Origin of the sequence: Paenibacillus sp. LS1 (assembly GCF_026013365.1) — a bacterium.
Taxonomy (GTDB): Bacteria; Bacillota; Bacilli; order Paenibacillales; family Paenibacillaceae; genus Paenibacillus.
Window position 1 is genome coordinate 300,344 of the sequence record NZ_JAPDOE010000001.1, and the last position, 14,582, is coordinate 314,925.

The 14,582-nt window shown below is 43.5% G+C and carries 12 protein-coding genes; 9 read left to right on the forward strand and 3 right to left on the reverse strand.

All coding sequences use genetic code 11. From position 1 onward, the window contains the following. Positions 1–22: 22 nt before the first annotated feature. Positions 23–757, reverse strand: a complete 735-nt coding sequence (locus OM416_RS01310) for an MBL fold metallo-hydrolase (RefSeq protein WP_264926282.1) — start codon at positions 755–757, stop codon at positions 23–25. 215 nt (positions 758–972) lie between these two features. On the opposite strand from OM416_RS01310, the gene OM416_RS01315 reads away from it, so the two are divergent. Continuing rightward, positions 973–1,914, forward strand: coding sequence for a sugar-binding transcriptional regulator (locus OM416_RS01315; RefSeq protein WP_264926284.1), 942 nt, complete (start codon positions 973–975; stop codon positions 1,912–1,914). Between the two features lie 88 nt (positions 1,915–2,002). On the opposite strand, the gene OM416_RS01320 is transcribed toward OM416_RS01315, so the two are convergent. Both OM416_RS01320 and OM416_RS01325 read right to left on the reverse strand, forming a co-directional pair. Further along, positions 2,003–3,127, reverse strand: coding sequence for a spore germination protein (locus OM416_RS01320; protein ID WP_264926286.1), 1,125 nt, complete (start codon positions 3,125–3,127; stop codon positions 2,003–2,005). Between the two features lie 89 nt (positions 3,128–3,216). Beyond that, positions 3,217–3,405: a hypothetical protein gene (locus tag OM416_RS01325; RefSeq protein WP_264926288.1), complete on the reverse strand. Its 189-nt coding sequence runs from the start codon at positions 3,403–3,405 to the stop codon at positions 3,217–3,219. A gap of 208 nt (positions 3,406–3,613) precedes the next feature. Here OM416_RS01325 and OM416_RS01330 point away from each other — a divergent pair, with 208 nt between their 5' ends. The 8 genes from OM416_RS01330 to OM416_RS01365 all read left to right on the forward strand — a co-directional run bounded on the left by OM416_RS01330 (position 3,614) and on the right by OM416_RS01365 (position 14,533). Then, positions 3,614–7,666 carry an S-layer homology domain-containing protein gene (locus tag OM416_RS01330; RefSeq protein WP_264926290.1) on the forward strand — a complete coding sequence of 1,351 codons (4,053 nt, stop codon included), beginning with the start codon at positions 3,614–3,616 and terminating at the stop codon, positions 7,664–7,666. 145 nt (positions 7,667–7,811) lie between these two features. Continuing rightward, positions 7,812–8,774, forward strand: coding sequence for a helix-turn-helix transcriptional regulator (locus tag OM416_RS01335; RefSeq protein WP_264926292.1), 963 nt, complete (start codon positions 7,812–7,814; stop codon positions 8,772–8,774). A gap of 85 nt (positions 8,775–8,859) precedes the next feature. Continuing rightward, on the forward strand, positions 8,860–9,381 hold the full coding sequence (locus tag OM416_RS01340) for a VOC family protein (protein WP_264926294.1): 522 nt from the start codon (positions 8,860–8,862) through the stop codon (positions 9,379–9,381). A 217-nt stretch (positions 9,382–9,598) separates the two neighbouring features. Then, complete coding sequence (locus OM416_RS01345; RefSeq protein WP_264926295.1) at positions 9,599–9,955, forward strand: DoxX family protein; 357 nt, start codon at positions 9,599–9,601, stop codon at positions 9,953–9,955. A gap of 29 nt (positions 9,956–9,984) precedes the next feature. After that, complete coding sequence (locus OM416_RS01350) at positions 9,985–10,752, forward strand: pirin family protein (protein WP_264926297.1); 768 nt, start codon at positions 9,985–9,987, stop codon at positions 10,750–10,752. Positions 10,753–10,796: 44 nt separating this feature from the next. After that, positions 10,797–11,249, forward strand: a complete 453-nt coding sequence (locus tag OM416_RS01355) for a MarR family winged helix-turn-helix transcriptional regulator (RefSeq protein WP_076334147.1) — start codon at positions 10,797–10,799, stop codon at positions 11,247–11,249. A 65-nt stretch (positions 11,250–11,314) separates the two neighbouring features. Beyond that, positions 11,315–12,370, forward strand: a complete 1,056-nt coding sequence (locus tag OM416_RS01360; protein ID WP_264926301.1) for an LLM class flavin-dependent oxidoreductase — start codon at positions 11,315–11,317, stop codon at positions 12,368–12,370. 207 nt (positions 12,371–12,577) lie between these two features. After that, on the forward strand, positions 12,578–14,533 hold the full coding sequence (locus OM416_RS01365; RefSeq protein ID WP_264926303.1) for a beta-glucoside-specific PTS transporter subunit IIABC: 1,956 nt from the start codon (positions 12,578–12,580) through the stop codon (positions 14,531–14,533). Positions 14,534–14,582: the final 49 nt, after the last annotated feature.

Consider the following 14,582-nt stretch of genomic DNA (forward strand, 5'->3'; position numbering starts at 1 on the left):
TATTCCTCCTGGAGGGATTAACTTACACAACATACATACGAAGTGGTTCGGGTATATCCACAGGCCCTTGGAAAGAGCGACTTGCTTCATCCCGCATATACTCCAGATCGCCATCTCCGGGAAGATGAACAAGGACAAGCTGCTTGACGTTTGCCTGACCAGCAATCATGCCTGCTTGAAGGGCATTCATATGTCCTTTGCCGGTCGTGTGCACGCTGCCCTCACAGATCGTAGCCTCGCATAGAAAGATGTCTGCATCACGAGCAATTTCGATCAGGGAATCACAGTAGGAGGTGTCACCGGAATACACCAGTACTTTGCCTTTATATGTGATCTTAACGGCGTAACATGTAATGGTATGCTTCACCTGTACGAATTCGATCTCCGCGCCAGCAAGCTGAATCTTGGATGAAGGATCAATGGAGATGACCTCGGTATGTTCACCATATAGACCATTCAGAATTTCCACTGGACTATCCGGCGCATACAACTTCAGTTTATTCACCATACGACCATTGCGAATCGCTCCTGCTACAGCATATTGGAGGACTCCCAGATCCGCGATATGATCATGGTGCAGGTGAGACAAAATAACACCGGATAGATCTTCCACGCATGTCTCGGTGGGGAGCTTACTCATCACGCCGCTGCCACAGTCCAACAAAATCTGCCCTTCATCTGTGGTTACAAGGTATCCCGCAGTTGCTCCGCCAGCGGCGGGATATCCACCCCAGTAACCTAATATCTTCACATTCATCTTTGCACCTCTGTCTGTCTTGATCTGCATTCTTTACAAATGTTCCGTACAGTTACAATTGTAAAAAGGGTTTGTTACTCTCGTGTCAAACGAAAGTCAATCTTTTGTAAAAATGCTTTTGGAAAAGTTATCCTGGCTTGACTCCGCCGCGAATCCCATTTTATAGTGGGAAATGTGTTAGCAGGGAAATTTAAACGTAAAAGGCGGACTTATATGTGAATATAGACGAACGCAAAAATATGATCAGAGTCTGTAAGATGTACTATTATGAATCCTGGACACAGGAGAAAATTGCTGAGAAGCTTGGTGTATCCAGGCCGGTCATATCCAAGATGCTGCAGCATGCGAGGGAAGAGGGCATTATTGAAATTGTCATTCACGATGATGATTACGAGACGTCCAAATTGGAGAAAAAACTGGAAGACTTATTTAACCTCAAACAGGTACTGGTCGTTCCAACGAAGGATCTGAATAAAGAGTTGTTGTCGAGTGCAGTAGGCAAGGCTGCCGCGCAATTTGTTCAAAAACTGATCAAAAACGGTGACCGTGTTGGTGTCTCATGGGGCAATACGCTCTATCATATGGTGCGAGAGTTCCCTTTGGAGAAAAAAGAGAACGTCAAAATCATTCCACTGGTCGGTGGAACAGGAAATTCACGAAATGAGATGCACTCTAACCAGATCGCCTATGAGTTATCCAAAAAAATGGGTGTGACCTGCGATACATTGTATGCTCCCGCAGTCGTTGAGACAGAAGAGCTAAGGGAGCAAATTATTGGCATGTCTAATATTTCGGCTGTTCTGAAAGAGGGGGAGAATATCAATCTCGCTCTGGTGGGGATCGGAAATCCGTATTCCATGTCAACGATGGAACGATCGGGTTATCTGAATGAGCAAGTGTTAGCTGAATTAGAAGCATTGAATACGGTTGCGGATATTAATTCCGTATTTATCACTCGTGAAGGAACGATCACAGATCATCCCATTAATCATAAAGTGATTGGCCTTGGACTTGAGCAGTTAAAGAAGACAAAAACAGTGGTGGGCATGGCCTTTGGTCTGCATAAAATCGACTGCATTCTGGCTGCTTTACGCGGGGGATATATTAATATGCTCATTACGGATGAAGCGACAGCTAGTCAAATTACGAAAATTTGATGTTCGAGGATTATTATTTCGATTCACACTTGAAGCCAGGAGAACGAAAAAGTTCTCCTGAGCCCATCCATGAAGAAGAACACAACATTCAGCCTGCCTTTAGGGCTTCACTAGATGCTTGCTTTCCGCCTTTTTTACGTATTAAACTAATAATCAGCAGCAACAACGGCAACAGGCCAAATAAAAAAATGGACATATTGCCGAGAAAATCACCCAAAGCTAACGTTTCCTCCAGGTTTTTAGGCAAGTACGCAATGACATACAAGACAGGTAACATCGCGAATTGTATGCTGGTAATAGGTTTGATACGAAACAAATCTCGAATACCTATAGACGCAAAATAGTGCTTAAAGGCATAGGTCGCGAAAATTTGCATCAGCCAAAACACGATGAACAACGATTCATAGCGCTCAAAAAGAAATCCCTCAATTTCAAAACTTCGAACCATGTCGAACGTCGGCCACATCCGCGTCTGAATTCCTGGCAAAGATAAATTTCCTACCACGGTGACAATTGTGATCAAATATATGATCGTACAACTAAGTATGCTATATATAGCGGCTTTATTGCTGGCTTTTAGGTCCGCCATATAAGCTGTAATAATTAGCAATACTTCATATCCGGAATAGGAGAGACACGAAGGCTTAAGCCCTTTCAACACAGGCATAAATCCATCGCCAAGTAGCGGCCGGAGATTGTTGAGTTCAAACATTTTGCTGCTTAAAAGGAAAACCAACGCGAGTAGCAATAGTGTAACAGGCATGACAAGCGCAAAGACTCGGGTGATGACCTTAAGGCCGCCGCTTAACATGTACATGCCAATCCACAAACTAACCATGATGGTTACCCAGCTAGGTGTACGCTCAAGAATATACATGCTTGTAATTTCAGCCATGACTCTGACTTCGAATGAACAAAGAACAACAAAATATACGATAATTACAAGTCCCAACAGATAAGAAATCCAATGACCTGTGATTTCAGGAAGAAACTCGAACACCGTTTTACCGGGAAATCTGCGACATAACGTTACAAGCATCAGGCTGATGACGGTCACGATAACCCCAGATAGAATGACGGAGATCCATACATCTGGTGTTCCTACTGCTTTACTAATCGTCCGAGGGAGTGTTAGAATTCCAGCTCCAAGTATTGAGTTGATAACCACAACAATAACCTCAGAGGTATTGATTTTGGTTGTGGCTTGTTTCATTGGCATCACTCCAAACTGGAGATTTTTTTGTAGTATCGCCCATTGAAGTTATTTTATGTAAGATGTTGAAATCAAACAAGGACTCGTTGTTATTCAAGTTTGTTTTTTTCCTCAAGGAGAATATCCACTTTTTGAATCAAAACCATTAGTTTCTTGTCGTAATGTCTATAGGTATAAAATCCAATCAAGGCCTTACACACAAAAAATAAGACAGCTGCAATGACAATAAGGAGATAATTATGTGCGAATTGCTTTAACCATGTATTGATCTCATTCAATCTTATAACCCCCTCTGTTTAGGCTCTCATTCAACATAAGTTACCCTTCAATATGCAATTGTATTAGCTAGTCTTATATGAAATTTATAAAATGTAATTCTTTACATAAGTTTTACCTTTAGGAAATGAACCCTTGATCTCCTCTTGTTATGCTAGGTTTGTTTGGAGTTACATAAGCCAATCTATCAAACAGATAAGGGAGAGAATTATGATCAGTCACCTCTACAAAAAGATGTTACCCATCCTGTTATCGCTTTCTTTGGTATTCGGATGGTTCGCGGGATTTGGGGGAGCGAGTTCAGCTCAAGCCGCATCGTTATCTGAGCCTGACATTCTGTTAGAACGCAACGCCAATTGGAAATACTTCGATCAGGGACAGAATCTGGAATCGCAATGGCGGGCTTCATACGATGATTCATTGTGGGAGTTTGGATCCGCTCCTTTTGGCTACAAGGATAACGGCAATGGCATAAGCACTTCCTATTTCGGACCTCTCAAAACGGAAGTAAGCTATGGTCTGGACAAAAAATTAAAACACCGTACAACCTATCTAAGAACAAACCTGACCGTCAACAAGGATGTAATTGATGGTTACGGACAGATTCTCGGCACATTCGGTATTGATGATGGGGCAGTAATCTATGTGAACGGTGTGGAAGTCCGCCGCTTTGGCATGCCTGAAGGCGAGATTCAGTACACAACCAAAGCAACCTCAAGTCAGGACCTACCTGTAATGTATGAGGATATAGATCTGACTGAGCCGCTGAAAGCCTACTTGCAGGATGGCAACAACGATATTGCAGTCGAAGTTCATCAACAAAGCGACAGCAGCTCAGATTTGTATTTTGACATGGAGCTTAAAGCATTGGCGGAAGCGCCATCACTGGATATCAGTAAAGTAACGGTTACCTTCTATGGTGATGCAACAACGAGTAAAGGCTTCACTTGGTATACACCTCTTGCATCCACACAAAGCACTGTCCAAGTGGTACCAAACCAAGGATCGGCTGCTGACTTCAGTCAGGCGCAAAGCTTCAATGGACGCTCATCCGTGGCTTCCAATTCCCCGGGAGAGATGGTGCATAAGGCCGAAGCAACAGAACTGACACCCGATACCTCCTATTATTTTCGCGTTGGCGATCAAGACTTAGGCATATGGAGTGAGGTTGGCACATTCAAAACAGCTCCCACTAACGGAGCCTTTACGTTTATTGACCTGACGGATACTCAAGCGAAGGAAGAGGATGAGGCTATTCTATCTGGCGCTACACTCTCCAAAGCGTTGAGCCAGGTTCCAGATGCAGAGTTTGTTGTTCATAATGGTGATGTTGTAGAAAATGGAACGTCAGAGCAGGAATGGAACTGGTTACTTGGTCATTCCCAATCCAGTTTGATGAACACGACCCTTGCACCATCCGCAGGCAATCATGAGAACAAAAATTATGCATTTTACGATCACTTTAACCTGAAGCAGCCAGACAATGCTGCAACAATAACAGGTGCATATTATTCTTATAATTACAGCAAAGCTCATTTTATCGTACTGAATTCTAATGAAAACTCCTCTGAGTATGCCAACTTCTCTAATGAACAAGTGGCATGGATGAAGCAGGATGTTGAAGAGGCAAAAGCTGCCGGAGCAGAGTGGATCATCGTTAACATCCATAAAGGGCCGTATACAACATCCAATCACGCTACGGACAGCGACATCATCGGCGCGAATGGTGTACGAAAGAAAATTGCCCCGTTGATGAACGAACTGGGTATCGATCTGGTACTTCAGGGACATGACCATATCTATGCACGGACAAAACCAATTAAGAGCGACGGTACGGCTGAAGACGTTACCAAAATAACGGAGACGCTGAACGGTCAGAGTATCGAATACGCAGTTAAGCCAGATGGAACGATCTATATGATTCCAGCTACCGCAGGGGCAAAAGTATATTTCAAGAACCAAAAACCCGAACTAGGTGAAGCATATTTCAGCTTGTTCGAACGTGCTGAAGAGAACCATGCAAGGCAGTATGGTGATACTACGAGTGCAGCCAGAGGACAGGTTCAGAATTTCGTGTCATTCACAATCGATGGCAGCAAGCTTACTGCTGTAACGTATGAGATTGACCAACATACCCATAACGGTGAGCCATTCATTGTAGATCAATTCGGAATTCTCAAAGAAACAGATACAGTTCCCGTTCCGGAACCAATTAGCAAAATAACGGTAACGTTCCATGGAGATCCGACCAAGAGCAAAGGTTTTACATGGTATACTTCCGATAAATTAGTGCAAAGCGACCTTCAAGTCGTAGAGAAAACAGCAGCAACACCTGATTTTAAACAAGCCAAATCGTTTGAAGGGCGTTCTGCCCAGCCTGCCAATGCTCCAACGGAGCGCATGCACAAAGCAGAAGCGACAGATCTGAAAGCGAATACGACCTATTTCTTCCGTGTTGGCGACGCTAACAAGCAAGTATGGAGTGCAACAGGTACGTTCCGTACAGCACCGGCAAAAGGCAAATTCACCTTCATTGATCTAGCGGATACGCAAGCTAAGGAAGAAGATGAGGCTATTCTGTCCTCCGAGACATTGGCCAAAGCACTAACAACGGTACCCGATGCTCAGTTCGTTGTGCACAATGGTGATATTGTTGATAAAGGTGTCAAAGAAGAACAGTGGAACTGGCTGCTTGGACACTCACAGGAAAGCCTTTTGAATACGACCATTGTCCCTTCCTCCGGGAATCATGAGGATGAAAACTATGCTTTCATCGATCATTTTAATGTACAGCCTCCGGCGAATTCGGCAACAGAAACAGGAGCTTATTATTCTTACGATTATAGCAATGCGCATTTTGTGATATTGAATTCCAATGAGGATTCAACGGAGTATGACAACTTTTCGTTAGAGCAAGTCAAGTGGCTGAAGGAAGATGTTCAGGCTGCCAAGAAAAAGGGAGCAGAGTGGGTCATCGTTAACATTCACAAAGGCCCATACACAACATCTAATCATGCAACAGACTCTGACATTATGGGAGCAAATGGGGTACGCTCCAAGATTTCTCCGATCATGGCGGAACTTGGCATTGATTTTGTTCTCCAGGGGCATGATCATATCTATGCCCGCACGAAACCGATTGATCAGAAGGGGAAGGCACGTCAACCAGAGATGATCACGGAAATACAAAATGGACAGAAGATGGAGTACTCTGTGAATCCCGATGGCACAATCTATCTGATTCCGGCAACAGCGGGTCCAAAAGTATATTACAAAAATCAAAGCACAAGTCTGGGAGAGGCCTACTACAGCCTTTTTGAGCGCGCGGAAGAAAATCATGCGGCTCAATATGGCCCGGACCCAAGTGACAGCCGTCGTCCAAAACGTAGCCAGGTCCAAAACTTTGTGGGTATTACGATAGAGGGTAGCAAACTGACCGCGATAACGTATGAAATTGATCAGAATGTGAATGGGGCCACTCCGTTCATCATCGATCAGTTTGGTATTGTGAAGAAGACAGAGACAACGAATCCCGGACCTGGTACATCCAATCCAGGAACGTCGAATCCAGGCACAGGTAATGGGTCCAGCAGCGGAAATAACTCCTCAGGAAACGGTGCAGATACGGCAACCGACAACGGTCCAGACAACGGTACTGGCAACGGAAGTAATCCGGGGAATGAGACGGATACAGGATCAAGCAATAATGGAAATGGTGAAAATACACCACCATTGAAAGATACGGCCGGGCACTGGGCCAAGTCTGCCATTGATCGGGCGCTTGCAGCTGGATTCGTGAATGGTTATGGCGACGATACATTCCGTCCCAACCAGAAGGTTACACGTGCGGAATTCATCACAATGCTGGGTCGTGCGTTGAATCTGAATAACGTAACCGACAACGTTCAGTATACGGATGAAAACAAGATTCCATCTTGGTCCAAGCCTTACATTACAGCTGCTGCATCCTTGGGTATTATCAATGGTTACGCAAATGGTTCTTTCGGTCCAGGCAAAACATTAAGCCGCTCCGAGATGGTCACCATGATCGTGCGGGCAGGCGGAATCCCTACGGATTCTAATGCGAAACTAAACTTCAAAGATGCCAACGGTGTTCCAGCATGGGCAGTTCCGTATGTAGCTTCTGCTGTAGAAGCCGGACTGGTAGGCGGTGTGGGTGGTAATCGTTTTGCACCAGCGCAGACAGCTACCCGGGCGGAGGCAATCACACTTATTATCGGGCTTCTGGATAAGGTAGAATAACTTAAAGGAAATAATACAAAAGAAACCAATGGGAGACTTATCTTCTCTCATTGGTTTCTTTTTGTGCAATGTAACAGCAATTATTCTTTCCATAAATGGTATACTGAACGCAAAACTAATATTTTTTCAGATAAGGATGTAGGTTATGCCAAAGAACGATAATATGTTAGCGATTCTATGGATGCTCAATTCAGGCACCAAAGTAACTGCAAAACAAATGTCCGAAAAGTTAGAAATCAATATAAGAACTGTATATCGATATATTGATGCATTATGTACCAGTGGAGTACCGATCATTTCAGATACTGGACACAATGGTGGGTATAGCTTGCTGAATCAGCATATCAAAGCACCTCTCTTATTCGATATTGAAGAAAAAAAGGCACTTCTCCAAGCTGCTGTGTTTGCAAAAGAAGCTGGATACCCTTTGAGCGAGGCATTGGATAATGCGACATCCAAGTTGAAAATGTATTCGAATGAGGAGCAGGAAAACACACTTCGTCGTCATTTAGCCGGATTTAACGTTATTAATCGCATGGGAGACCCTTCCGTTCAGCCGATCTTGGCGGAATTGGAACAAGCCGTGGCTAACTGTTGCTCTGTCGAAATTGACTATCGCACAAGCGGTGAAGAACAACCCAAGAATAGGGTAATAGACCCCTATGGAATGGTTCACTGGAATAATAAATGGTATACCATTGCGTTTTGCCATCTGAGACATGAATTCCGCAGTTTTCGGGCAGATCGTATTCTTCGAATTAAGCGTACTCCGCTCCGTTTTGAGCGTTCGGAAGCTTTTTCAGCTCGTGAATATTTTATGCAAAATTTGTTACCCGATGTAACGGGAAAAGAGGGGTTAATTTCCTTAGTTATCGAAGGTAGATCAGAGGCATTAGATGACTTGGGGTTACATTGGTTTATGGGACATTATCTGAAAGAACGGACGCCCAATCAAGCCATCTTTTTATTTGAGGAAGAATCAATTGATACATATGTCCCCTATTTTCTCCTATCCTACGGGAAATCCATTCAAGTCATCGAACCACAGCGTTTGAAGGACAGACTTGTTGCTGTTGTGTCCGAGTTAATGGAATACTATCAACGTTAATAACTTCACTGACAGTAGATGTCAGTGAAGTTATTTTATAATTAGGACAATCTCGGATTACTGAGAAGGAAGGCGGAGTAGAAACATGAGTGAACAGTCAAAACATCAGGCAGTATCAGGAAAATATACAATGAATGGTACACCTAACGGCGTTACATCGATTACCCCATTTATAACAGTGAAGGACCCTTCTGAAGCAATAGAGTTCTACAAATTTGTTTTCAATACAAGAGTGAAGGATATCACGGAGCATCCGGATGGAAATGGTAATACAATGATCGTTCATGCGGAATTAGATTTTGGAAATGGTTTTTTACAGCTGGGAGCAGCGAACCCGGCATATCAATTGGCTCTGCCGCCAGATCAAGATCATGCATGTTATTCTTTAGGGATTTACGTCATGAATGTGGATGAAACCATTGCAACCGCCGTATCCAGAGGGGCGAAAGTAAGAGAAGAGATTATAAACTTTGCGTCGGGTGATCGATTCGGAAGTATATTGGACCCTTTTGGCGTGAGATGGTCTATTCTAACCCGGATTGAAGATTTGTCGGAAGAAGAGAGTAGTCGGAGGGTTGCTGAGTGGGCCAAAAGTGTTAGCGGATGAATAGTGGAGTTTAGAATAAACCCCTCTAAGGTAGAATTACTAGCAATAAACTGATTGAATTAATAAATTTATCATAACGAAACATGAAGCCTTCTTTCCTTCGGAGAGGAGGTTTTTATGATTCGAAAGAATTTTAGTTGACACATAGCCTAATGTTAGGATATATTTACCCTAAAGTTAGGATAAATAATAATAGGATAAAGAGGAGATTGAATTTATGAGTGTTCTATCCATTGTTTTGCAAGTGATTTTAGGGTTAGGTTTTCTTATGTTTGGGTTTATGAAGTTTGGGTCCAAGCAGATGGTGGAGGGATTTAAGCACTATGGATATCCTGGAGCGTTCCGAGTATTTACAGGGTTGATCGAAGTCATTGCAGGAGTTTTAGTTATTGCAGGTATTTGGAATGAGGGTTTAGCTGCATGGGGTGGTTTACTCATCGTGGTAACGATGATCGGTGCGATCATTACTCACATTAAAATAAAGGATCAATTGAAACAAATGCTCATGCCGATCATTCTACTAATTCTGGGATTGGTCGTATTGCTAATCAATTACGGATCTTTGTTTGTGTGAATGGTCCGTTAAACTAAGGAGTGAGTATAATGGGAATCCAAATTATTAAACCCAAAGATCAAGCGAGTGGTCAGTTCGATGGTGGTAAAATCAAAGAACAAAAACCAATCGGTTTTTCGGGAGAAGGCTCCATCATTACTCGACTAGGACCCCTATTTTACTGGGCTTGGGCTTATTCTCAGGAACCAGCAGAAATCGGCTTCCATCCACATCAAGGCTTCGAAATCATCACTTATGTAATCAATGGTAAGGCATATCATCGGGATACACTGGGTACGGAAAGTGTTGTACAAGAAGGAGGAGCCCAGCTCATGCAAACAGGCTCTGGTGTGCAACATGCTGAGGCGTTAAAGGAACCGACTGAAGCCTTTCAAATTTGGTTTGAACCACATCTAAGCCAAGCCGTTAAACGTACACCTATTTATTCGCAATTTGATTCTAATCATTTTTCGTTAGTAGATATAGATGGTGTGAAAATCAAAACACTTTTAGGAAACGATTCTCCTATGCAAATTGTGACTGATGCTCAAATGTGGGATGTACGTATTTCTAAGGGAACAGTATATACGCATAGCCTTTCCTTGGGTCATACATTGGCTGGTTTAGCCATTAGAGGAGAAGGATCTCTTTTATCAGATACAATCGAAACAACTCATTTTTCACAGAAGGATTTTATTATCGTTCAACCAGAGGAAGAGGAGAAAGTAGCCATACAAGCTATTGATCAAGACCTTCGAATCTTGCTTATTGAAGTTCCGACTGAAGTTGATTATCCTTTATACAGAAAACCAAGATGACAAATACTGTTTTTTGGGAAGGTATCTAATAGGAGGTCCTGTACATGTTTCAAGGAGATGAACAAAGTCAGATCGATTTACGGCTTTTCCGTGTGTGGGTAAAGGCTAGTAAAACTGTTTTTGATGATGTTGTAAAAGATATAGAGCGATCCGGCATTAGTAATGAGAACTTTATGGTTCTGGAACTACTCTACAATAAAGGACCACACACGGTCCAAAATATAAGCGAGAAATTTTCGATCCCAAGCGGGAGCATCACATATGTAGTGGATAAGCTTGAAAAGAAAGAATTAGTAAAGCGAGAACCAAGTCCAACAGACCGTCGATCTTCAAATGTAGTCATAACGGATCAAGGTCAAAATTTATTTAAAGAGATATTTCCTCAACACGTTGAGGTGATATCTAAGAATCTGTCTTCGATTACCAATGAAGAAAAAATACAGTTAACCAATCTTCTCAAGAAACTCGGACTAGGCGCTAGCAAGATCAACGAATGAATTGAGATGAAACCGATTTTTGGTTTCTAGGCCTCCATGGAACTCATATGGAAGGACAGACTAAGATGGAACAATATCGTATTCACCAAGAAAAAGGTATGGAGATCGGTCTCTATTCCATTGGAGATCATTTAAGTAATCCACTAACAGGGCATCGCATCTCTGCACAGCAACGGATTAATGAATTAATCGAAACTGCCCAGCTGGCCGAAGAAGCAGGACTTGATGTATTCGCAGTAGGGGAGAGTCATCAGCCGTTATTTGCAACCCAGGCACATACTGTGATCCTAGGAGCAATTGCCCAAGCAACCAAAACCATTAAAATCGCCAGCTCGGCAACAGTCCTGAGTACATCCGACCCGGTCCGCGTATATGAAGACTTTGCAACGTTGGATCTCATTTCAAATGGACGTGCGGAGATTGTAGCAGGACGTGGTTCACGTCTAGGTGCATATGAACTATTAGGTTATGATGTGCGTAACTATGAAGAATTGTTTGAAGAGAAATTGGCTTTACTGCTGAAGATTAACGAAGAAGAGCATGTTACATGGCAAGGGGAATTCCGGGCACCCCTACATCATGCCGAAATCATTCCCCAACCATTACATGGGAAAATGCCGATATGGCGTGCAGTAGGAGGACCACCAGCAAGTGCGATTAAAGCAGGTTTAGCAGGGGTACCCATGATGCTAACGACACTTGGTGGACCGTCAACAGCATTCAAAACTGCTGTAGATCGTTACCGTGAAGCTGCACGAAGCGCAGGCTTTGATCCTGCAGGATTACCCATCTCCACCACGAGTCTCATGTACGTAGCTGAAGATAGCCAAACAGCCTTACGCGAATACTACCCACATATTAATAACGCTACGATTCAATTAAGAGGTAGTGGTTACCCTGAGCAACAATTCTTGGCTTCTACCGATTATCGAGATGCACTCATGGTGGGCTCTCCTCAACAAATTATTGAAAAAATGTTGTATCAATACGAGATGTATGGTCAACAACGATTCTTAGCTGAGATCGATGCAGGTGGCGTCAGTATGGATCAGATTAAAAAGAACATTGAACTACTAGCAACAATCATTATGCCTGCTGTTAAGAAACATACACAAATCTAATGAATAAAATGATTGCTAACTAATTTATTGTGTGATACTATGATCCAGTAAACGTTTACATCGATAACGAATTGAATATTAGCAGTGTTTGGCTGTTACTGGTAAAGCAGGCATGACCAAAATGATTTTGCATTTTCCTTATGTGAGTAGGGGAAGGCATATCGTTTTGGTCTTTTTTATATCCAAATTCAGAAATGGGGCATAGGCATGGATTATCGCAAGTTGGGACAAGACATAACGGAATTGGTTGGAAAGAAGGATAATATCGCTCGGCTTACGCACTGCGCAACCCGACTTCGGTTCGAATTGCACGACATCTCCAAAGCGGAGACTGAAAAACTCAAAGCACTCCCAGGTGTCATTACCGTTGTGAACAATGGTGGACAATACCAGGTTGTCGTGGGCAATGAGGTGCAGCAGGTCTATCGTGTTATTACTCAGCAGATGGGTTCGGCAACCCGGAGTGCAGACTCCAAATCAGATTCTGGCAAAAATAACGGACCAAAACAAAAACAGAGCTGGATTTCCAGATTCATCAGCGTGATCTCAACGACATTTACTCCGGTCATTCCGGCAATCATTGGCGCGGGTATGATCAAAGCAATATTGGCCGTACTTGTGCTGACAGGCCTCGTAACGACGGAAAGCCAAAACTACTATATCCTTAATACCATTGCGGACGCGGCTTTTTATTTCATGCCTATTCTGCTGGCTTATGGAGCTTCCATTAAATTTGAAACTAGCCCCATTCTGGCGATGACAGTTGCCGGCGTGTTATTACATCCGGGATGGAGCGCCCTGATGGCGGAAGGAAAAGACGTGTTTTTCATTGGTGTGCCAGTTCGACTAACCGATTACGCGGGCTCCGTGCTGCCAATTATTATCGTCGTTTGGCTCATGTCCTATATTGAACGTTTCGCGGATCGGGTATCGCCCTCGATGATCAAATTTTTCACGAAACCAATGATTGTACTATTGATTACAGCACCACTTGCATTGGTGGCGATCGGGCCTTTCGGAACGTACCTGAATGATCTGGTTGCGATGGGTGCAGAAGCGATTAATGCCAGAGCCAGTTGGCTGATTCCTTTGTTAATGGGAACTTTACAACCATTCCTGATCGTAACAGGTACCGCATGGGCGATGACGCCGATTGCAACGAGCCAACTGACCAAAAATGGATATGAAATGATTAACGGTCCGGGAATGCTCGCGTCCAATATTGCTCAAGGTGGGGCTACGCTTGCTGTAGCATTGAAAACGAAAAACAAAAAACTGAAGCAGCTCGCTGCTTCATCCGGTTTCACTGCTGTGTTGGGTATCACTGAACCATCCTTGTACGGCGTAACGCTGAAACTGAAGAAACCTTTGATTGCCGCAATGATTGGTGGTGGTGTAGCAGGAATATATGCTGGTCTGACCGGATTAGTACGTTATGCCTTTGTTTCTCCGGGACTTGCCGCATTGCCGGCCTTCATTGGTAGCAATCCGATGAACATTGTTCATGCTATTGTCACTTGTCTGATCGCCTTTGTCGTTACCTTTGCTCTGACATGGATCATTGGTTTTGAGGATCCAGTGGATGATGATGAAGGCAATACCATCGTTAATGATGACAAGACGCATTCCGGCCAGCCTGTACAAGACAACACCCCAGGCACGAAGTCTGCTGCAACAACAAATGCAAATGTACCGAGCCAAAATGAGATACGCCCACTTACGATTGGCAGCCCGATGCAAGGAGAATTAGTGCATCTGGACCGTGTACCAGACGATGTCTTCTCTTTGGGATTACTGGGTAAAGGCGCTGCGATTATTCCTGCAAAAGGAGAACTGTATGCACCGATCGCAGGTGAAGTTACGGCATTCATGGACTCCAAACATGCAGTCAAATTAAATGGTTACAATGGAGAAGAGTTACTCATTCATATTGGCGTTGATACCGTCAACCTGAAGGGGCGGCATTTCGACTCTTCCATTAAAGTAGGGGATCGGGTACAACAGGGTGACTTGTTGATCAGCTTCGATATCGACGCCATCAAAGCTGAAGGCTACGAAGTCATAACCCCGATCATTATCGCCAATTCGGATCGTTTCCCGGACATTAAGCTGGAGAAACGGAGTTCTGTGGAGGTTGGAGCCACCATTATTCACCTTTCATAACAACCGTAATACGGTCTCTCACATATCTTGATTAATATTAAAATGAAGG

Bases quoted from the DNA above. Each gene is read 5' to 3' on its own strand.
- OM416_RS01335 (WP_264926292.1), top strand. From the start codon at position 7,812: ATGCCAAAGAACGATAATATGTTAGCGATTCTATGGATGCTCAATTCA.
- OM416_RS01330 (WP_264926290.1), top strand. From the start codon at position 3,614: ATGATCAGTCACCTCTACAAAAAGATGTTACCCATCCTGTTATCGCTT.
- OM416_RS01355 (WP_076334147.1), top strand. From the start codon at position 10,797: ATGTTTCAAGGAGATGAACAAAGTCAGATCGATTTACGGCTTTTCCGT.
- OM416_RS01345 (WP_264926295.1), top strand. From the start codon at position 9,599: ATGAGTGTTCTATCCATTGTTTTGCAAGTGATTTTAGGGTTAGGTTTT.
- OM416_RS01310 (WP_264926282.1), bottom strand. From the start codon at position 757: ATGAATGTGAAGATATTAGGTTACTGGGGTGGATATCCCGCCGCTGGC.
- OM416_RS01350 (WP_264926297.1), top strand. From the start codon at position 9,985: ATGGGAATCCAAATTATTAAACCCAAAGATCAAGCGAGTGGTCAGTTC.
- OM416_RS01360 (WP_264926301.1), top strand. From the start codon at position 11,315: ATGGAACAATATCGTATTCACCAAGAAAAAGGTATGGAGATCGGTCTC.
- OM416_RS01365 (WP_264926303.1), top strand. From the start codon at position 12,578: ATGGATTATCGCAAGTTGGGACAAGACATAACGGAATTGGTTGGAAAG.
- OM416_RS01320 (WP_264926286.1), bottom strand. From the start codon at position 3,127: ATGAAACAAGCCACAACCAAAATCAATACCTCTGAGGTTATTGTTGTG.
- OM416_RS01340 (WP_264926294.1), top strand. From the start codon at position 8,860: ATGAGTGAACAGTCAAAACATCAGGCAGTATCAGGAAAATATACAATG.